The organism is Achromobacter sp. E1 (assembly GCF_037039475.1).
Taxonomy (GTDB): Bacteria; Pseudomonadota; Gammaproteobacteria; order Burkholderiales; family Burkholderiaceae_B; genus Achromobacter; species Achromobacter mucicolens.
The window spans coordinates 88163-107859 of the sequence record NZ_CP146253.1; the positions used below are offsets into that span (position 1 = coordinate 88163).

The window sequence follows — 19697 nt, forward strand, 5'->3', positions numbered from 1 at the left end:
AGACAGGACTGCATCACACGCAGAAGAGTTTTATGACCTGACGGCCGTCCGTGTCGCCAATTTATCCCACTTCACTGCTCTCGTGCCATCCACACCGTATACTCCTCCGACTACCAACACCAATGGTAGCCCGGTGTGGAAGCCGGTAAATTCGTCGGTGCTGACTCCTTCGTCAGCACGCCTTCGCACGCCCAATGGGCGGGCCTTGGCAGGGGTGCGCTAGTCGCACGCCGGTTCCGACGATCCGGTCTTCCAACCTTGTCCTGTGCCCGCCCGCCCCATTTGGAAGTGGGGCAGCGGGATTTCCATATCGTCGGAGGAAGTCCATGCAATCTCACCCCCTCACCGAGAACCCCTGGTCCGTTGACACTAATCCCGAACTCGGTTTGGTGCCTCTCTCCCACCTCTACAACATCGACCGCGCCCGCTATGCCATCGCGTCGATCGCACGCCTTGTTGGCAACAGCGCCTCCGAACCCGATGCGACCGGCGCGCAGCCGCTGGACGCATGGACCGTGGCCGCGTTGTTGGGAGGCGTGGAAGGACTGTGTGAGCACATGGGCGTCATGACAGAGGCAATGCTGGAAACAGCGCGCGCTTGCGCACAAGACGCCGATTTCGCCGATCCCACGCACGACGCGCCTGCGTCGATTCAATAAGCGCAAAAAAAGCTCGGGCCTGCCGCGGTGTGCGACAGGCCCGAGCCTTTCGATTTCGACGATTACGTACCCGGAGCCCCGGGGCCTAATTACCCAGGCGTCACGACTCACCCATCTGCGCCGTCTGACCGCGCCCATCCGCCGCCGTCACCAACGCATAGTTGTACCCCTGCCCCGACCAATACCGCGCCACCAGCTCCCCATCCCTCCGGCTCCCTTGCGCCAGAAACTGCCCCCCCGGCCCAGGCGGCCGAATATAAAACGTAGCGCGCTGCCCCGCGTTCTCATAGATGACAACCGCCGCCGGCCCCTGATCCGTAGCCAACAAACGCGCACCAACAGGCCTAAACCCGCTATCGCTCAAATTCGGCAACCGCTCCGCATGCGCAAAATACGCATCCAACCACCCCTGCAAATCCCCAGCATCAGCACGCACATCCGGCTGCGGCGCATCGGCAGACGCAAACAACCGATAAGCCTGCATCGCGTCCTGCATCGGCAGCACCCGATTCGCCAAGGCCGTATCACGAGCACTCCATCCCGTGACGCCGCCAATCGCCACCGCAACAACCAGACTAGCCGCCATCGCCATCCGCCGCCGCGTGCGAACCCTTAGCCCCGCACGCAGCGCAGCAGGATCCAACGCAGGATTACCCGGCAAACTGTCCCCGCCAGCCCCTTCCCGCAGCCGCTGCGCATCCCGTCGCCAAGCCTCCAACTCCTGCGCCTCATCAGGATGTGCCCGCAAATACGCCTGCAACTCCTGCAACTGTGACGGATCCAACTGCCCATCCACATACGCATTACGCGTCAGATCATCGATAGCGCGTTCTTTCATTTCAATATCCTCAGACGAGCCTCGCCGGTCTGCCCCTCATGCAATTCACGCAAGGCACTCCGCGCGCGGGACAGGCGCGACATGACGGTGCCCAGCGGTACGTCTAAAACATCGGCGACGGCCTTGTAGCTCATGCCTTCGACGCTGACGAGCCACAGCAGCGTGCGTTGCGCCTCGGGCAGGCGTTCGAAGACATCCAGGGAAGATCGCGCGATGACTTCGCGCTCGGCCGACGGCGCGGCGGCGTCGGACCCGGCAAACCATGACAGCAGCCGCGCATAGCGGCGCGAGCGGCGTTGGGCGTCCAGGAACTGGCGGTACAGGATGGTGAAGAGCCACGCGCGCACGTCGCCTTGCGGACGGCGGCCGCGCCAGCGGGTGAGTGCTCTCTCCAGGGTGGATTGCACCAGGTCGTCGGCCGCGACGGCGTCGCGCGTAAGGCGCAGCGCAAAACGCCGCAGGCGCGGCAGTAGTTGGCGCAGCACGGCGTCGGAGAGTTCTTCCGCTGGCATCTCGTCGTCGGGGGATGCCGGCGCGTCGGGCGGCACGCGGACCGGTTGAATCATGGCGGGTTCCTGGGACAGGCCTGCGCAACCAGCTTACAGGTCAATGCAGTAAGACGCCGCTCTGGCGGGTTTATTCCATGACGGAATAACTTTTTTCGCACGGCGTCCTACAGGGGTATTCATCGCCCCATGGGCAAGGAGCCTTATGCAACAAGGATCTGACCGCAACGGCCCGCCGCCGGGTCAAACGCCACCGGGGAGCCAGCCGCCGGGCCGCCTGCCGCCGAATCGTCAACCGCCGGGTGCACGGCCCCCAGACGGCCAGCCTCCGGAAGGCCGGCCTCAGAAGCCCCGGCCGCTCACCACCCCGCAAACCCTCCTTCGCCTCGCCGCAATCGGCGCCATCGTGCTCGCCTCTGGCGCCGCGTTCGCCTACGTCGGCGGCTGGCTCGACCCGCAGCGGTTGACCCCCGACCGCATCGTGAACGCCCTGGAAGCCAACAGCGGCGTCCACGAGGGCTTTCGGCGCAACCACGCCAAAGGCGTCTGTGTGATTGGCCGCTTTGAAAGCAGCGGCGCCGCACACGATTTATCCACCGCTGCGGTGTTCGCCTCGGGCAGCACGCCGGTGATTGGCCGATTGGCGCTGCCCGGCGGCAATCCTTATGCCTCGGACTCCAGTGTCCCGATCCGCAGCTTCGCCTTGATGTTCACGTCCCCAAACGGCGAGCAATGGCGAACCGGCATGAACAGCATGCCGGTGTTTCCGCTGTCGACCCCGCAGGCGTTTTACGATCAGCAGCTGGCCGGCCGGCCCGACCCCAAGACGGGCAAGCCCGATCCGCAGCGCATGCAGGCGTTCTTCGCGGCGCATCCGGAAACGGGCGCATTCCGCGCGTGGGCCAAGACCGCCAAGCCGTCGGCCAGCTACGCGACCGAAGACTATTACGGCCTGAACGCGTTCTACCTGATCGATGGGAACGGAAAGCGGCAGCCGGTGCGCTGGCAGTTGGCGCCGGTGGACGCCGCGGCGGCGCCTGTGGCGCAGCCGGGACACGATGCCGACTATCTGCAAACCGATCTGCAACAGCGCCTGACGCAAGGGCCGTTGCGCTGGCGTCTGCTGCTCACGCTGGGCCAGCCCGGCGATTCCACCAGCGACGCGACCCGCCAGTGGCCGGCGGACCGGCCGACCGTCGACGCAGGCACCGTGGTTATCACCAGCAGCGCACCGCAAAGCGATGGTCCCTGCCGCGACGTGAACTACGACCCGACCGTATTACCGCGAGGGATCGCCGTGTCCGACGACCCGCTGCTGGCGGCGCGTTCCGCAGCCTACGCGGCCTCTTATGAACGTCGCACGGGCGAAGGGCCGCCCCAGGCCGCCGCAGCGTCATCCCATTCGACCCAACCGGAGCGCGCCCAATGATCCCGTCGACTACTCAAACCCGCCGGGCCCCCGCCACGTTCAGCCTATTCGCACGCGTGCTGCATTGGTCGATGGCGGCCGGCATACTCGCGATGCTGTTCATCGGCGTGGGCATGGTGGCGTCGGTGTCCGAGCGGCATCAGTGGCTGGTGCAGATCCATAAGCCGTTGGGCCTGGCGCTGTTGGCGCTGGTGTGCATACGGCTGGCCAGGCGTGTGTTCAAAGGCGCGCCTGCGTTGCCGGCTGATCTGCCGGCCTGGCAACGGCAGGCGGCGCTGGCCTCGCACGTTCTGCTGTACGCGCTGATGTTCGCGATGCCGCTGATTGGCTGGGCGATGCTGTCGGCGGGTGGTTATCCGGTCGTGGCGGGCGGTTGGCAGTTGCCGCCGATTGCGCCTGCGGATGCGGGGTTGTTCAGTTGGCTACGCGGTGCGCATCGCTATCTGGCCCTTCTGCTGTTTGCGACGGTGCTGCTGCATCTGGCTGCGGCGTTGTTTCATGGCTGGGTGCGACGGGATGGCGTGTTGGAATCGATGACGCGGGGTCGTTCGGTGTCAGCACGCTGAATCGGGAAAGGGGCCATGCGATGCAATCTTCATGGCCCATGTGACCCAAGCGCCGGGGTGACACGGATTCAATTCGGATTCCACGTCACCCCATCCTTCGTCCGATACTCCGGCGTGCCCGTGCAGCATCCCCCCGCCCCAAGCGCCTGCCGGCCAATGAACGCCGTGACGCCGCCCTTCTCTTCCGTAAGCGACTGACGCAAGCAAGACGTCGGCAACGGATAGAAATCGCCCTCCAGCACCAACGTCCAGCTCACGTTCTCGCCTTCAGCGGGATCGACCCGATACACCTTGCAGTTATGCGCAAGCAGATGAATGGGCTTTCCCGCAAGCACGCCCTTGAACTGATGTTCGGGCGGCGCTTCACGCGTGGCGATGGTTTCGGCAGTGAGTTTGGATCCGGCCGGCGGGGGCGGCAGCGACGGTTCGCATGCGGCGAGCAGGCTGGTGGCGCATAGCGCAATGGTCATCCGAATCACGGCGGGCATCATGATCGTGCGGCTCAATCAGGCGACGTTGGCAAACCGCTTTTCCAGGTACGCGATGATGTCGTTGGACTCGTACATCCAGCGCGTGCCCTCGGCGTCTTCGATGCGCAAACAAGGCACCTTCACCTTGCCGCCGCCCGCCAGCAACGCGGCGCGCGCGTCGGGGTCATGCTTGGCGTCCTTCAGCGCAACCGGCACGTTGAGCCGATGCATGGCGCGGCGCGTCTTCACGCAGAAGGGGCAGGCCTGGAATTGATACAGCGAGAGCGCGGCCGCGTCGGCGTTGACGGCGGCCTGGCCTTGCGGCGAGCGCTTCCGCGGACGCGGACGGGTCAGTGCGTCGCCCAGGACAATGATTTGACCCAGGCCGACACGTAGGGCTTTAACGAGCATGAAGGGGGACTCGGAATGTTGAGAGAGGCTGCCAGTCTACTCTGTGCGGCGGCACGCGCACGGGCGTGTGTGCGGCGCGGCCAATAGCGCGATGCGGCTTGGCGCATTCCGCCGACACTTGCCGCGATATGATGCCCTGGCCGTCTCGCCCGATTTCGCGCTGGCAGGATTCAGCCCGATGGTGGCAGGCGCCTGTTTGCTCAACAGTCGAACTCACAGAGGAACGAAGACCGATGACCCTGTTTCGCCGCGTGGTTGCCCTTGTATGCATGTCTGTCCTGTTCGCCCCGCTTGCTGCGTTGGCACAGTCGCCAACGGATCGCGCGCTGGACGCCGAGGCCGCGGCCCTGAGGGAGCGACATCGCGCGAATACCGACAAGCTGCTGGATCAAGCCCGCGAGGACATGGCGCTGGTCGTGATGCCGACCGTCAATTTCGATGCGCAGCCGCAGCGCGATTTTGATGATGCCGCCACGCGGGACCAATTCACGCGCCAGAGCAGCACGCTTTTGCATTGGCAGCATGTGACCGAGAAGGGATACGCGATGACGGTGGGGCAAGGCAAGCACAAGTTCGATGCCGCCGACCTCGGGCCGATGTTTCAGACGACGCGCGGCGGGTTGACGTATCAGGTAATTCCGGTCTGGCCCGGCGAATACCGGCTCAACCGCATTACCTATCACCAGCCGCGGACGGCCTTGCCGGACACGGACGCGCGCGCCAAGTCGATGGACTTTCAGAAAGATCTGGGCATGGCAACGCTGACGGAGACGGCGGATGTCGACTTCAAGAAGACAGGACCCTGGACGCCGCTTGCACCCGGCGAGGATGGGCTGGGCGAAGGTTGCCAGGTCATGCTGCGCTTCGGGGAAGGCTGCAATGAGGCCGCGCGGGAGTATCGCTGGGTCGAGGACGCCAAACGCGCATTCCACGAACGCACGGCGGAGATGGTGCCGGTTGCGGGCGTTGACACCGAGCTGCTCTTCACGCCGTTGGCCACGATCACGCTGAAGGCGGGCGACGTGGTGCTGATGGATGGATTCAAGCTGCCGGACGACCAACCGGTCATGGTCAAGGATTCGTGCGGGGTGTTGGCGCGGGAATGGGTGTGTTTGCTGGAGTCGATGACGCTGGAGCGTCTGCCCGCCAGCATTGAGGATTTTCGGAAGGCGCGTAGTGCTGCCAGTTTCCAGTTGCCGAAGCTGGATGCCGCGTTGAAAGAGCTGGTTTATCGGGAGCCCAAGTATTACTTCGATCCGGCGGCTGGGGCGCCGAATCGGTTTGAGATGAGTAAGGAAAGCTGGAAATAACGCAGTTGTGGTTGGCAGGGGCTTCCATGTCCCGCTGAAGTCAAGGGCGATATGATGGCCCGAATAAAAAGGTGAGACGATGGAAGATAAATCGTACCGAGCACGCATGGTCCCTGAGCTGATGGTTAAAGACCTCGCGCGTAGTCGGCAATTCTGGATCGACTTGTGCGGCTTCGAGGTCGTCTATCAGCGCGAAGAAGAGGGGTTTGTTTTCCTTGACCGCGAGGGTGCACAGTTCATGCTCGAAGAGGTCCGCGGCGACGACGGCTGGATAACGGCACCGCTTGAAGCACCGCTGGGTCGTGGTGTGAATTTCGAGATCAAGGTGAAGTCGATCGACGCTCTGAGCAGGAGGTTGCGGGATGCCGGTTGGCCGTTGTACCGGGAGCCCGAGGAGCGATGGTACAAAAGCGGGGAAATCGAGATTGGCGTGCAGCAGTTTTTAGTGCAAGACCCTGATGGCTACCTGTTGCGCTTCTCCGCTTGGATTGGAAATCGCCCTTTGTAAGTCGCAAGGCGCTCCATCTAAGGCGCTATCGCTGCATTAAATTTTCTGGTGCTGATCACAGGCAGGACGACTCAACAAGGGAGCGATTGATGCGAATCACGGCGGCCCCAAGCTCTGGCCACCCGGCTGTCGTGCTACGGCAGCTTGAGCGATCCGACGCGGACGATTGGTATGCATATCTTGCCCTGCCGGAGGTGTTCGAGCATACGAGCTGGAATCTGGATTCGGTCAGAGACCTTTCCCGCTTGTTCGACTTGTTCGATTCCACCTCTGCCGATTCGGACCGACGGCTAGCTATCGTCGACAGGCTCGACGATCGGCTAGTCGGGACAATCGGCTTTCACACGATATCGAGCGCCAACAAAACTGCCGAGATCGCCTACGACGTTGCCCCATCACATTGGGGTTTAGGTGTCGCTAGCGCCGTATGCGACGCTGTCACCCGATGGGCCTTCACTACCTACGGATTCATCCGTGTGCAGGCCACGGTTCTGCACAGCAACGCGCGGTCCGAGAGCGTTCTAAAGCGATGTCACTTTCGTGGCGAAGGATTTCTGCGCTCTTACAGAATGGTTCGAGGAACGCCAGGGGACTTCGTGTTGTATTCCAGGCTGTCTGCTGATGAGGTATGAGAGCTGAGCGACCGCTTCTGTTTCTCCTCGTCCGATTTCAGCTGCAGTAAGTGAAATGGCGGGATAAGCTCCTTCACAATGAATCTCCTGTCAAGCACGGGAGACCGGTCAGTGAAAAGACGAAAGCTGCATTCTATGGTTAGTCGAGGTCGCAGGTAGCAAGGCTTTGATGTCCCAGAAACCTGATCCCAATATGGCCGAATTTCAGGTCGCTCTGCTGCGCAGCGCAAAGCAGGCTGTACAAGGCCAATACGCTCGCGTGCATAAGCCTGACGACATTGCGCAACGCCGCGGTCGCCCTCAGGGCAATACCGCAGCAAACGTTAGGTCTGCGCCACCTCATTCCCATTCAACGTCCGAAGCCGCCTCAACTCCGGGAACCACCGCATCCAAAGTGCGGCGACCGCAATCGTCCCCACCCCGCCGATCACCACGGCGGGCACCGCGCCGAACAACTGCGCGGTGAGCCCGGATTCAAATTCCCCAAGCTGGTTCGACGCACCGACAAACAAGGTGTTCACCGCGCTGACCCGCCCCAGCATGTGATCGGGCGTATTCAACTGCACCAGCGATGACCGCACGACCACGCTGACCGCATCCGCTGCGCCCAGCACGACGAGTGCGGCGATCGATAGCGGGATCGACGTCGACAGCCCGAACACCGTGGTCGCCAGGCCGAATACGATGAGCGAACCGAACAGCAGCCGGCCAACGTTCTCACCCAGGCTCAAACGCGCTAGCGTCAGCGACATCAATGCCGCACCGCAAGCCGGCGCAGCGCGCAATGCGCCAAGCGCCCAAGGCCCGGCATTGAGAATGTCCTTCGCAAAGATCGGCAGCAGCGCCGTCGCCCCGCCTAGCAGCACTGCAAACAGATCCAGCGATAACGTGCCCAGCAGTAACCGCCGCTGGAAGATGAAGGTGATGCCGCCGAACAGCGTGCGCCAGGTGGTCGGTTCCTTGCGCGGCGGGGCGCGTTCGATGACGAGCGTGGCGATTGCGATGAAGGCCGTCAGATACAACGCGGCGGCGACGCAGTAGATCCACCCTGCCCCGAGGCTATAGCCGACGCCGCCGAGCGCGGGGCCGGCGATCTGGGCGATCTGGCTGCCGGATGAGGACAGCGCGGTGGCGCGAGGCAGCCATTCGCGCGGGACGACGGCGGGGATGAGCGTGGAGAGCGTCGGCGCTTCGAAGGCGCGGGCCGAGCTCATGATGATGATGGTGGCGTAGATGAGCGTCTTGCCGCCGACGCCGTGCAGCGCGGCGATGGCGAGCACCAGCGTGGCCAGGGCTTCGAGCGCCATGCAAAGGGCGACGATCTTGCGGCGGTCGTAGCGGTCGGCGACGTGGCCGACGACGAGCGTGAGCGCGGCCATCGGGAGGAATTGGGCGAGGCCGATGAGGCCCAGGTCGAGCGCACTGCCGGAGAGCGCATAGATCTGCCAGCCCACGGCGACGGAGACGATCTGGAACGCCAGTGACGCGGCGACGCGGCCGCAGAGGAAATGCAGGAACGGCGGACTGGAAAGCGGACTGGGCGTGTCGGCGGCGGACATGGTGGGCGTGGCGCGGGGGAAGAGCCGATTCTAGGCGCGGGGCGCTGACGGATAGCTAAACCGGCTTGCCCCAAAAACAAAGCGGCTCCGAGCGAAACCGCCGGGAGCCGCGAGCCAAACCCAAAAGGCCGTTACTCGATCGACACCAGCTCGGCGCCTTCCGTCACCTGATCCCCCACCCCATAGAACACTTCACCCACCGTACCGTCTGCGGTGGCAGAAATGGTGTGCTCCATCTTCATCGCTTCCATCACCAGCAGCGGCTGGCCCTTCTCGACCTTGTCGCCGGCCTTGACCGAGATCGAGATGATCTTGCCTGGCATGGGCGCGGCCAGGCCCGCGCCGTGTTCACCTTGCGTGTCCTGCGAGTGCGTCAGCGCGTCATACAGCTCCAGGACGTGCGAGCCGTCTTCGCGGAAGACGTAGGCGCGGTCGCCGTGCAGAACGACCGTGCCGGCGCTTTCATGGCCTTGCAGCGTGATGCGCAGGCCGTAGGCCAGGTTGGGATTGGCGCTGGCGTGCGAGCGCCACAGGAAGGGGCGCGCGCCGTCGCCGGTGTCCAGTGTCCACGCGCTGCCCTGACGGGCGACGGTGACGTGACGAGCTTCGCCGTTGTCGGTCCATTGCAGTTGACGCCGATACTGGCCGCCCAGACGCCAGCCGTCGCGCGCGTCCCATGGGTCGGCGGGGCCTTTGCCTGCGCCTTGCGCGCCCGGTTGAGCAAGTCCTTGGCGAACCAGCACGGCGGCGGTGGCAAGGGCCAGCGCGTCGGCGTCGGCGGGTTGCGGGTCGGGCAGCAGCGTGGCGCGTTGACGTTCGATGAGGCCGGTGTCCAGATCAGCGGCCGCGAAGGCGCTGTCCTTCATCAGGCGCGACAGGAACGCGACGTTGGTCTGCACGCCCACCGCCTGCGTCTGCGCCAAGGCTTGCAGCATGCGGGCGCGGGCCTGGTCGCGGTCGGCGCCGTGCACGATGAGCTTGGCGATCATCGGGTCGTAGAACGGGGTGATCGTGTCGCCCATGCGCACGCCGCCGTCGACGCGGATGTCGCCGTTGGCAAAGGCGGTGTGCGGCGGCAGGCCCAGGTAGGCGAGCGTGCCGATGGACGGCAGAAAGCCTTTCTCGGGATTCTCGGCGTAGATGCGGGCTTCGATGGCGTGGCCGTTGATGCGCAGGTCTTCCTGGCGTGCGGGCAGCGGCTGGCCGGCGGCGACGCGCAATTGCCATTCGACCAGGTCGTGGCCGGTGATCATTTCGGTGACCGGGTGCTCGACCTGCAGGCGCGTGTTCATTTCCATGAAGTAGAAGCGGCCGTCGGGCTCGGCGATGAATTCCACCGTGCCCGCGCCCACGTAGCCGACGGCGCGCGCGGCGGCGACGGCGGCTTCGCCCATGGCGCGGCGGCGTTCTTCGGTCATGCCGGGGGCGGGCGCTTCTTCGATGACTTTCTGGTGGCGGCGCTGCACGGAGCAGTCGCGTTCGAAGAGGTACACGCAGTTGCCGTGCGTGTCGGCAAACACCTGGATTTCGATGTGGCGCGGCTTTTGCAGGTAGCGTTCGATCAGGACGCGGTCATCGCCGAAGCTGGAGGCGGCTTCGCGCTGGCACGAGGCCAATGCATCCAGGAATGAGCCGGACGATTCAACAATGCGCATGCCCTTGCCGCCGCCGCCCGCGCTGGCCTTGATGAGCACGGGATAGCCAATGCTGTCGGCCTGCGACTTGAGGAATTGCGGGTCCTGGTTGTCGCCGTGGTAGCCGGGCACGAGCGGCACGCCGGCTTTTTCCATGAGGGTCTTGGCGGCGGACTTGCTGCCCATGGCGGCGATGGCCGATGCCGGCGGGCCGACGAAGGCGATGCCGGCGTCCTGGGCGGCCTGGGCGAAGGCTTCGTTCTCGGATAGGAAGCCGTAGCCGGGGTGGATGGCGCCGGCGCCGGTGTCGCGCGCGGCTTGCAGGATGGCGTCGGCGCGCAGGTAGCTGGCGCGCGGCTCGGAGCCGCCGATGTAGACGGCCTGGTCGCACGCGGCGACGTGGCGGGCGTTGGCGTCCGCGTCGGAATAGACGGCGACGGTGCGCAGTCCCATGCGGCGCGCGGTGGCGGCGACGCGGCAGGCGATTTCGCCGCGGTTGGCAATCAGCACAGTATCGAACATTGCGTTATCCAAGCTGAAGTGTTCGGAAGGGGCGCGAAGCGCGTAGAAGTTTTTAGCGGCCTACATTCGGAACACACCGAACTTGGTGTCTTCAATAGGCGCGTTCAACGCCGCAGACAACGCCAATCCCAACACGCGCCGCGTGTCGGCCGGGGCGATGATGCCGTCGTCCCACAATCTTGCGGTGGCGTAGTACGGATGGCCTTCACGCTCGTACTGCTCGCGGATCGGGGCCTTGAAGGCGTTCTCTTCGTCCGCTGACCATTGCCCGCCGCGCGCTTCGATGCCGTCGCGCTTGACGGTGGCCAGCACGCTGGCCGCCTGCTCGCCGCCCATGACCGAGATGCGGGCGTTGGGCCACATGAAGAGCATGCGCGGCGAATAGGCGCGGCCGCACATGCCGTAGTTGCCGGCGCCGAACGAGCCGCCGATCAGCACGGTGAACTTGGGCACGTTGGCGGTGGCGACGGCCGTCACCATCTTGGCGCCGTGGCGCGCGATGCCTTCGTTTTCGTATTTGCGGCCGACCATGAAGCCGGTGATGTTCTGCAGGAACACCAGCGGGATCTTGCGCTGCGCGCACAGCTCGATGAAGTGCGCGCCCTTCTGTGCGGACTCGGAGAACAGGATGCCGTTGTTGGCGACGATGCCGACGGGCATGCCGTGGATGTGCGCGAAGCCGGTGACCAGCGTGGGGCCGAAGCGGGCCTTGAACTCGTCGAACTCGGAGCCGTCGACGATGCGCGCGATGACTTCGCGCACGTCGTAGGGCTTGCGGGTGTCGGCGGGAATGATGCCGTTCAGTTCGCTGGGATCGAAGCGCGGCTCGCGCACGGGGATGGTGGCCAGCGGCTGGGGCTTCTTGCGGTTCAGGCGCGCAACGGCGTTGCGCGCCAGTTGCAGCGCGTGCATGTCGTTTGCGGCCAGGTGGTCGACAACGCCCGACAGGCGCGTGTGCACGTCGCCGCCGCCCAGGTCTTCGGCGCTGACTTCTTCGCCGGTGGCGGCTTTGACCAGCGGCGGGCCGCCCAGAAAGATGGTGCCCTGGTTGCGCACGATGATGGACTCGTCGCTCATGGCGGGCACGTACGCGCCGCCGGCGGTGCAAGAGCCCATCACCACGGCGATCTGCGCGATGCCCTGCGCCGACATCTGCGCCTGGTTGTAGAAGATGCGGCCGAAGTGTTCGCGGTCGGGAAAGACCTCGTCCTGCTGCGGCAGGTTGGCGCCGCCCGAATCCACCAGATACACGCAGGGCAGATGGTTCTGCGCGGCGATCTCCTGCGCGCGCAGGTGCTTTTTGACGGTCATCGGATAGTAGGTGCCGCCCTTGACCGTTGCGTCGTTGCAGACGATGACGCATTCGGTGCCGGACACGCGGCCGATGCCGGTGATGACACCCGCGCCGGGCGCGTCGCCGTCGTACATGCCATGCGCCGCCATCGGCGACAGTTCCAGGAACGGGGTGCCCGGATCGATCAGGTTTTCCACGCGGTCACGCGGCAAGAGCTTGCCGCGCGCCGTGTGCTTGGCGCGGGCGGATTCGCTGCCGCCCAAGGCGGTCTGCGCCAGCTGCTGGTTCAGATCGTCCAGTTGCGCCTGCATGGCGCTGGCGTTGTCGATGTAGTCCTGCGACCGCGGATTGATGCGGGATTCGATGATGGGCATGGGGTACCACCCGTCCTGCTTGATTGGAATTTGAAGGCGCTCGAAAAAGAGCGGGTTGTCTCGCCGCCCGGTGGGCCGGGCATTCTTGTCGATTTGGTAAATCAGGATTTCGTTGCGCCTTTCCTGCCTGGCCCGCGACCGACCCGTCGCGGTGATTGCCCTGCCAGAAAGGCGCAGCGGAATCCTGCTTGAGGGACGGACAAAGCCCGCGCCCCAAGCAGGCAGCCGCTTAGACCATTTCGATGGCCATCGCGACGGCTTCGCCGCCGCCGATGCACAGCGTGGCCACGCCGCGCTTGCCGCCGGTCTTGCGCAGCGCGCCGATCAGGGTGGCCATCAGGCGCGCGCCCGAAGCGCCGATCGGGTGGCCCAGCGCGGTGGCGCCGCCGTGGATGTTGACCTTGTCATGCGGAAGCTTGAAGTCGGTCATGGCGGCCATGGTGACCACCGCGAAGGCTTCGTTGATCTCGTACAGGTCCACGTCCTCGGCCGTCCAGCCGGTCTTCTTGAACAGGTTCTTCAGCGCGCCGACGGGGGCGGTGGTGAACCAGTTGGGTTCCTGCGAATGCTGCGAGTGCGCGACGATGCGGGCCAGCGGTTTGACGCCGAGCTTTTCGGCGGTGGACGCGCGCATCAGCACCATGGCGGCGGCGCCGTCGGAGATCGACGACGAGTTCGCGGCGGTGACGGTGCCGTCTTTCTTGAAGGCGGGCTTGAGCGTCGGGATCTTTTCCGGCATGGCCTTGGTGGGCGCTTCGTCGGTGTCGATCACGGTGTCGCCCTTGCGGCCGGCGACGGTGACGGGGGCGATTTCCCACTTGAAGCTGCCGTCTTCCGAGGCGGCGCGCGCGCGGCGCAGCGATTCCAGCGAGAATTCGTCCTGCTGTTCGCGCGTGAACGAATACTTGGAGGCGCAGTCTTCGGCGAAGACGCCCATGGCCTTGCCCTTGTCATAGGCGTCTTCCAGGCCGTCCAGCGCCATGTGGTCGTACACGGTGTTGTGGCCATAGCGGTAGCCCTGGCGGCCCTTGAGCAGCAGGTACGGCGCGTTGCTCATGCTTTCCTGGCCGCCGGCCACGACGATTTCGGCGCTGCCCGAAGCCAGCAGGTCATGGCCGAACATCGCAGCCTTCAGGCCCGAGCCGCAAACCTTGTGGATAGTGGTGCACGCGACGCCCAGCGGCAGCCCGGCGCCCAGCGCGGCCTGGCGGGCGGGCGCCTGGCCTTGGCCAGCCTGCAGCACGTTGCCCATGATGACTTCGTCGACCTGCTCCGGCTTGATGCCGGCGCGTTCGACCGCGGCCTTGATGGCGACCGAGCCCAGCTCGTGCGCGGCCAGGCCGGACAGGCTGCCCAGCATGCCGCCCATGGGCGTGCGGGCGACGGAAACGATGACGATGGGATCTGACATGACTTGCTCCTGTGAGGGTCGGGACAGCGATTGGGTTACAACACCGCGTGGCCGTTTGAAGGGCGGTCTGAACGCAGGCGTCTGTCCTTATCGTAAGGGAAAAATTCTTCGATCCGGCCTTGCGCCACGTGGGCGCGGCAGGCCTGCCACCAGTCCGGTTCCAGGAGGTCGGCATGGTGACGCATGAAGGCGCCGCGCACCCGCGCATCGCCCAGCAGGAAGCGGCCGAATTCCTCGGGGAAGACGTCATTCGGACCGATGGCGTACCAGGGTTCGGCGGCCATCTCCGCTTCTTCATTCGGGGCCGGCGGGATGCGCCGGAAGTTCATCTCGGTCATGCGCTGGATTTCGTCGTAGTCATAAAAGACGACCCGGCCCAGGCGCGTGACGCCGAAATTCTTGTAAAGCATGTCGCCGGGGAAGATATTGGCCGCGGCCAGTTGCCGGATGGCGTCCCCGTATTCGCGCACCGCGTGGTCCAGCAACGCGTCCGGCGCCTGCTGCAGATACAGATTCAGCGGCGTCATCCGGCGTTCGATGTAGACGTGGCGGATGACGACGGTGTCGCCGGTTTCCTCGATGAGGCTGGGCACCAGCCGGCGCAGTTCATCGAGCAGCGCGGGGGCAAAGCGGGCGCGCGGCAGGGCCACCTGGGAATATTCCCAGGTGTCCGCCATGCGGCCGACGCGATCGTGCAGTTTGACCATCTGGTACTTGCGCCGCACGGTGGCGTGATCCATGCCGTCCTTGTCGATGCGGTCCTTGATGAGCTTGAACACGTATGGATAGGACGGCAGCGTGAACACGCACATCACCATGCCCTTGATGCCGGGGGCGATGTCGAAGGCGTCGCGCGAATGGGCCAGGTGGTGCAGGAAGTCGCGGTAGAACAGCGTCTTGCCCTGCTTTTGCAGGCCGATCATGGTGTAGAGCTCGGCCTTGGGCTTGCGCGGCAAGAGGCTCGACAGAAAGTTGACCACGGCCGCGGGCGTTTCCATGTCCACCAGGAAATACGCGCGGGTAAAGCTGAACAGCGTGCTCAGGTCGTCCGCGCCCAAGAGCAGCGCGTCCAGCGTCACCTGTCCCGCCGGATTGCGCGTCAGCGCGATGGCAAAGGGATAGACGGTGGTCTGGTTGATCAGGCGGCCGACGATGTAGGCGCCCTTGTTGCGAAAGAACAGCGAGCCCAACGCATGGATCTGGCAGTCGGTGGCGATGCGCCGGCCGACGTGGCGCGGCAGCACGGCGCGCAGCTTGGACACCGCGGCACGCGCCAGCAAGCGGGTGTCGCGCGGCAGGTCTTCAAAAGGCAGCGCCAGGCCGAAGTCGGCCACCATGCGGATCAGGCTTTTTTCCAGGCCGTCGGTCACCGGGTAGTACACGCGATATGACGGGATGCTGCTGTCCAGGTAGTCGGTGGCGACGGCCGGCCGGACGAACAGGAAGTCGTTGTGGAAGTAGTCGCGGTGCAGCAGCCGGCACGACACCGAGTTAAAGAAGGTCTCGGCGCATTCGGGCTGGCGGTGTTCGCCCAAGAGGCCGACGAATTCCTGCTTGATGTCTTGCCAGTAGGCGGTCTGCGCGTCGGTCAGGGACGGGGCGTCGGCGCCATTGCCGCCACCGTTGCCCGCGCCGTTTCCACCCACCGCGCCTTCCGGCCGCCCGCGCAGCACGCCTTCCAGCTGCGTGGCGCATTCGCGCACGCGCATGTCGTAGTACTCGATGCGTTCGCGCGACAGGTGCTGGATGCCGTGCCAGTCGCCGGATTCGAACAGCGCCTTGGCGCGCTGCGCGCTGTAGCGAAACAGCGCGTAGTGCCGGTCAAAACCCGCCAGGATCAGCCGCGCGACGTCCAGCGGCGAGGGGCCCGGGGCGGGCGCCTGCTCGATGTGCTGGAGGTCGGACGTGCGGATCATGGCGCGGGCTGTGGATAAGGCGTCAGGCGGTTTCGTTGAAGAGTTCGCGGCCGATCAGCATGCGGCGGATTTCGCTGGTGCCGGCGCCAATTTCGTACAGCTTGGCGTCGCGCCACAGGCGGCCGACCGGGTATTCGTTGATGTAGCCGTTGCCGCCCAGGATCTGCACGCCCTCGCCCGCCATCCAGGTGGCCTTTTCGGCGGTGTACAGGATGAGCGCGGCGCAGTCCTTGCGCACCTGGCGCACGTGGTCGGACCCCAGTTTGTCCAGGTTCTTGCCGACCTGATAGCAGAAGGCGCGGCTGGCTTGCAGCGTGGTGTACAAGTCGGCGACCTTGCCCTGGATGAGCTGGAATTCGCCGATGGCCTGGCCGAACTGCTTGCGGTCGTGGATGTAAGGCACCACCACGTCCATCACGGCCTGCATGATGCCCAGCGGGCCGCCGGACAGCACGGCGCGTTCGTAGTCCAGGCCGCTCATCAGCACCTTGACGCCGCCGTTGACCTGGCCCAGCACGTTTTCCTCGGGGATTTCGCAGTCCTGGAACACCAGCTCGCCGGTGTGGCTGCCGCGCATGCCCAGCTTGTCCAGCTTCTGCGCCACGGAAAAGCCTTTGAAGCCCTTTTCGACGAGAAAGGCGGTGATGCCGCGCTGATGGGCTTCGGGGTCGGTCTTGGCATAGACGACGAGGGTGTCGGCGTCCGGGCCGTTGGTGATCCACATCTTGGTGCCGTTCAGCACGTAGCGGTCACCCTTTTTGTCGGCGCGCAGCTTCATGCTGACGACGTCGGAGCCGGCGCCCGGTTCGCTCATGGCCAGCGCGCCCACGTGCTCGCCGGAGATCAGCTTGGGCAGGTACTTGGCCTTCTGGGCGGCGGTGCCGTTGCGGTTGATCTGGTTCACGCACAGGTTGGAGTGCGCGCCGTACGACAGGCCGATCGAGGCGCTGGCGCGGGAGATTTCCTCCATGACGACCATGTGGGCCAGGTAACCCATGTTGGCGCCGCCGTGTTCCTCGTCGGCGGTCATGCCCAGCACGCCGAGGTCACCGAATTTGCGCCACAGGTCCATGGGGAACTGGTCGCTGCGATCGACTTCCGCGGCGCGCGGCGCGATCTCGGCCTGCGCGAAGTTGCGTACGGCGTCGCGCAGCATGTCCAGGTCTTCGCCCAGGTCGAAGTTCAGGCCGGGAAGATTCATCAGTGTCTCCGTGATAGTAGGTGCTTACATTCATGGACCTGCGCGTGCGTGTCTTGGCCGCCGTCGCGGGAGTGATCCATGATGCGCCGTTCGTCCGGCGCCGCGCAATGATGCAGTGCAAATATTACGTTTACGTAAACGTAAATTGGATGAGGGTTATCCCTAGCGTGTGGCGGCCTTATCAGAAGGGACGATGGGCAATACTTGATGCGACCCTTTAATCCTGAAATATCCGACGGAGTCAGCTGTGCTTGAACTATCCAACCTGGACGACATCGTGGCGCTGCGCCGTGACATCCACATGCACCCGGAGCTTTGCTATGAAGAGCACCGAACGGCCAAGGTGGTGGCCGACACGCTGCGCGGCTGGGGCATCGAAACGCACACGGGCATTGCCAAGACGGGCGTGGTGGGTGTGATCAAGCGGGGCACGTCGGACCGGGCCATCATGCTGCGCGCCGACATGGACGCGCTGCCCATGCAGGAGGAGAACCAGTTCGAGCACCGCTCGCGTCACGACGGCAAGATGCACGGCTGCGGCCACGACGGCCATACCGCGATGCTGCTGGCTGCAGCGCAGCATTTGCAGACGGCGGGCGGTTTCGACGGCACGGTGTACCTGTGCTTTCAGCCGGCCGAGGAAGGCGGTGCGGGCGGCCGCGCGATGATCCAGGATGGCTTGTTCACGCGCTTTCCGTGCGAGGCGGTCTTTGGCATGCACAACTGGCCGGGTTTGCCGGCCGGTGCCTTCGGTGTCTGTGCCGGCCCGATGATGGCGGCGGCCAATGGCTTCAAGATTACGGTCAAGGGCAAGGGCGGCCATGCCGCCGCGCCGCAGGACTGCAATGATCCGGTGCCGGCGCTCTTTGCCATTGGCCAGTCGCTTCAGACGATCCTGACGCGCAGCAAGCGTCCGCTGGATGCGGCGGTGCTGTCCATCACGCAGGTGCAGGCGGGCGGTAGTGTCATCAACGTGATTCCCAATACCGCGTGGCTCGGCGGGTCCGTGCGCGCCTACAGCACCGACGTGGTCGATTTGATCGAGCGGCGCATGCAGGAGATCGCGCCCAGCATCGCCGCGGCGCATGGCTGCGAGGCCGAGGTGTACTTCGAGCGCCGTTACCCGGCGCTGGTCAACACCGTGGCCGAAACGGAATTCTGCATGGGCGTGATGCGCGAGGTCGTGGGCGAGGACCGCGCGCTGACCATCGAACCGGCGATGGCGTCGGAAGACTTTGCCTTCCTGCTGCAGGAAAAGCCGGGGTGCTATGTGTTCCTGGGCAACGGCGATGGCGAGCACCGCATGGCGGGCCACGGGCTGGGCCCCTGCATGCTGCACAACGCCAGCTATGACTTCAATGATTCCTTGATTCCGGCGGGGGCGTCGTACTGGGTTCGCCTGGCGCAACGCTACCTTGCCTGATGGGCTTTACCGCAATCCGTTTCACCCACGCAGTGCTACGCAACATCACCAGGACGATATGAAAAAGAAGACGTTGTTCATCAAGGCCGCGGGGGCGGCCCTGGCAATCATGGCAAGCGGCGCGATGGCGCAGACCTGGCCGGCCAAGCCGGTCACCGTGGTCGTGCCGTACACGGCCGGCGGCAGCGCCGATGCGATCGCGCGGCGTCTGGGCGACGCGCTGCGCAAGGAAGCGAACATCACGGTCATCGTCGAGAACAAGCCCGGCGCGGGCGCGTCCGTGGGCACGGACTACGTGGCGCGCGCGCAGCCGGACGGCACCACGCTGCTCTTGGCTTCGACCAGCCCGCTGACTATCTTTCCGCATCTGGCCAAGACCAACTACGACCCGATGAAGGACCTGACGCCGGTGGCCAGCGTGGCCGTCGCGCCGGTGGCCATCGTGGCGACCAAGGCGTTGCCCGTGAAGGATTTTGCGGGCCTCGTGGAATATGCCAAGGCGCATCCCGAAGGCGTGCGCTATGGCACGCCCGGTCAGGGCACGGTCGCGCACATCGGCATGGCGGCGGTCACCGCGCAGACGGGGACCAAGATGCTGCATGTTCCCTACCGCGGCAACAGCCAGGCGCTGACCGACGGCCTGGGCGGCGTGGTGGAACTGCTGGTGGTCAACAGCGACGTGGTGTTGCCGCACGTGGCCAACGGCGCGCTCAAGCCGCTGGCGGTGATGGCGCCGCAACGCCTGGCCGCGTGGCCGGACGTGCCGACGATGGCCGAGCTGAAGCTGCCGCAGGCGCAGTACTACTCGAACTTCGGCATCTTCGCGCCGGCCAACCTGCCGCCCACGGTGTCGCAGCCGTTGCAGGCCGCCTTGACCAAGGCGGTGGCCAGCGCCGAGTTCCAGGAGCTTCTGGCCAAGTCGTTCCTGCAGCCGGGCACGGCGTCGGGCGAGGCGTTTGCCAAGCAGGTGCAGGCCGAGTTCACGAACAACGCCCGCCTCATCAAGGAAGGCAATATCAAGGCGGAGTGATCGG

18 protein-coding genes are annotated in these 19697 nt (G+C 65.0%); 8 read left to right on the top strand and 10 right to left on the bottom strand.

The window, feature by feature from the left end:
- Positions 1–326 precede the first annotated feature (326 nt).
- On the top strand, positions 327–659 hold the full coding sequence (locus tag V6V88_RS00420; protein ID WP_338617201.1) for a hypothetical protein: 333 nt from the start codon (positions 327–329) through the stop codon (positions 657–659).
- 100 nt (positions 660–759) lie between these two features.
- Here V6V88_RS00420 and V6V88_RS00425 read toward each other — a convergent pair whose 3' ends face one another.
- The gene (locus tag V6V88_RS00425; RefSeq protein WP_338617203.1) at positions 760–1497 is read right to left on the bottom strand and encodes an anti-sigma factor; all 738 of its coding nucleotides are present in this window, start codon (positions 1495–1497) and stop codon (positions 760–762) included.
- Positions 1494–2009, bottom strand: coding sequence for a sigma-70 family RNA polymerase sigma factor (locus tag V6V88_RS00430; protein ID WP_338619533.1), 516 nt, complete (start codon positions 2007–2009; stop codon positions 1494–1496). The genes V6V88_RS00425 and V6V88_RS00430 overlap by 4 nt, the downstream gene beginning before the upstream one ends.
- A gap of 388 nt (positions 2010–2397) precedes the next feature.
- Here V6V88_RS00430 and V6V88_RS00435 point away from each other — a divergent pair, with 388 nt between their 5' ends.
- Together V6V88_RS00435 and V6V88_RS00440 are read left to right on the top strand one after the other, a co-directional pair.
- On the top strand, positions 2398–3432 hold the full coding sequence (locus V6V88_RS00435; RefSeq protein ID WP_338619534.1) for a catalase family peroxidase: 1035 nt from the start codon (positions 2398–2400) through the stop codon (positions 3430–3432).
- Complete coding sequence (locus V6V88_RS00440) at positions 3429–3998, top strand: cytochrome b (RefSeq protein ID WP_338617206.1); 570 nt, start codon at positions 3429–3431, stop codon at positions 3996–3998. Before V6V88_RS00435 ends, V6V88_RS00440 begins: the two co-directional genes overlap by 4 nt.
- A gap of 68 nt (positions 3999–4066) precedes the next feature.
- Here V6V88_RS00440 and V6V88_RS00445 read toward each other — a convergent pair whose 3' ends face one another.
- Complete coding sequence (locus tag V6V88_RS00445) at positions 4067–4489, bottom strand: hypothetical protein (protein WP_056327787.1); 423 nt, start codon at positions 4487–4489, stop codon at positions 4067–4069.
- A gap of 15 nt (positions 4490–4504) precedes the next feature.
- Positions 4505–4879 carry a glutathione S-transferase N-terminal domain-containing protein gene (locus V6V88_RS00450; protein WP_338617210.1) on the bottom strand — a complete coding sequence of 125 codons (375 nt, stop codon included), beginning with the start codon at positions 4877–4879 and terminating at the stop codon, positions 4505–4507.
- A gap of 233 nt (positions 4880–5112) precedes the next feature.
- Between V6V88_RS00450 and V6V88_RS00455 the strand changes: the two genes are divergently transcribed.
- The 3 genes from V6V88_RS00455 (at position 5113) to V6V88_RS00465 (ending at position 7329) form a co-directional block, all read left to right on the top strand.
- Entirely contained in the window at positions 5113–6189 is a 1077-nt protein-coding gene (locus V6V88_RS00455) for a hypothetical protein (protein WP_280003879.1), read from the top strand.
- Positions 6190–6268: 79 nt separating this feature from the next.
- Complete coding sequence (locus V6V88_RS00460; RefSeq protein ID WP_338617214.1) at positions 6269–6697, top strand: VOC family protein; 429 nt, start codon at positions 6269–6271, stop codon at positions 6695–6697.
- Positions 6698–6786: 89 nt separating this feature from the next.
- Positions 6787–7329, top strand: a complete 543-nt coding sequence (locus V6V88_RS00465; RefSeq protein WP_280003881.1) for a GNAT family protein — start codon at positions 6787–6789, stop codon at positions 7327–7329.
- Positions 7330–7652: 323 nt separating this feature from the next.
- Here the strand turns inward: V6V88_RS00465 and V6V88_RS00470 are convergent, their stop codons facing one another.
- From V6V88_RS00470 to V6V88_RS00495, 6 genes are all read right to left on the bottom strand, one after another.
- Positions 7653–8888 carry an MFS transporter gene (locus V6V88_RS00470; protein WP_280003882.1) on the bottom strand — a complete coding sequence of 412 codons (1236 nt, stop codon included), beginning with the start codon at positions 8886–8888 and terminating at the stop codon, positions 7653–7655.
- A gap of 131 nt (positions 8889–9019) precedes the next feature.
- Entirely contained in the window at positions 9020–11044 is a 2025-nt protein-coding gene (locus tag V6V88_RS00475; RefSeq protein ID WP_338617219.1) for an acetyl/propionyl/methylcrotonyl-CoA carboxylase subunit alpha, read from the bottom strand.
- A gap of 60 nt (positions 11045–11104) precedes the next feature.
- A complete protein-coding gene (locus tag V6V88_RS00480; protein WP_056327727.1) occupies positions 11105–12712 on the bottom strand; it encodes a carboxyl transferase domain-containing protein in 1608 nt (535 codons plus the stop codon).
- Between the two features lie 229 nt (positions 12713–12941).
- Positions 12942–14123: an acetyl-CoA C-acetyltransferase gene (locus V6V88_RS00485; RefSeq protein WP_062839373.1), complete on the bottom strand. Its 1182-nt coding sequence runs from the start codon at positions 14121–14123 to the stop codon at positions 12942–12944.
- A gap of 35 nt (positions 14124–14158) precedes the next feature.
- Positions 14159–16039 (bottom strand): bifunctional isocitrate dehydrogenase kinase/phosphatase, encoded by a 1881-nt coding sequence (gene aceK, locus V6V88_RS00490; RefSeq protein ID WP_338617224.1) that lies wholly within the window; start codon positions 16037–16039, stop codon positions 14159–14161.
- Between the two features lie 22 nt (positions 16040–16061).
- Positions 16062–17240, bottom strand: coding sequence for an isovaleryl-CoA dehydrogenase (locus tag V6V88_RS00495; RefSeq protein ID WP_338617227.1), 1179 nt, complete (start codon positions 17238–17240; stop codon positions 16062–16064).
- 247 nt (positions 17241–17487) lie between these two features.
- Between V6V88_RS00495 and V6V88_RS00500 the strand changes: the two genes are divergently transcribed.
- Entirely contained in the window at positions 17488–18663 is a 1176-nt protein-coding gene (locus V6V88_RS00500) for a M20 aminoacylase family protein (protein ID WP_082578974.1), read from the top strand.
- Positions 18664–18721: 58 nt separating this feature from the next.
- Positions 18722–19693, top strand: coding sequence for a tripartite tricarboxylate transporter substrate binding protein (locus V6V88_RS00505; protein WP_062839376.1), 972 nt, complete (start codon positions 18722–18724; stop codon positions 19691–19693).
- Positions 19694–19697: the final 4 nt, after the last annotated feature.